Origin of the sequence: Paraburkholderia sp. SIMBA_054 (assembly GCF_046534875.1) — a bacterium.
Classification (GTDB): Bacteria; Pseudomonadota; Gammaproteobacteria; order Burkholderiales; family Burkholderiaceae; genus Paraburkholderia; species Paraburkholderia hospita.
The window spans coordinates 1-274 of sequence record NZ_JAWRXV010000728.1 but is presented as its reverse complement, the minus strand read 5'-3'; the positions used below and the strand labels follow the sequence as shown (position 1 = coordinate 274).

Here is a 274-nt window from a genome sequence, read left to right as displayed (position 1 = left end):
GACCTTCGATGATACGGCCTTCAACCTGCATGGTTACATTCTGGCCAAGGCCATGCGCGCGCTGCAGCCAGCGCTTGCGAATATCGTCGAGACCGCGCCCTTCATTCCAGACGCGATAGTTGACCGACCAGGCATCCGACAAGGCTGCAAACAAAGTCTCGGCATCGCATTTGCTGCCGAGAGCCTGCAACGACGTTGCTGCATAAGGCAGATCCTCGGGAAAGGCGACCACATTGGTCCCGATACCGATGGCAACGGCGAACAAATTCTTCGC

At 57.3% G+C, this 274-nt stretch carries 1 protein-coding gene; it reads right to left on the bottom strand.

Annotated elements, in window-relative coordinates; translation table 11 throughout:
• Window positions 1–274: hypothetical protein (locus SB822_RS57010; RefSeq protein ID WP_410859095.1), on the bottom strand; the 274-nt coding region annotated here is incomplete at both ends.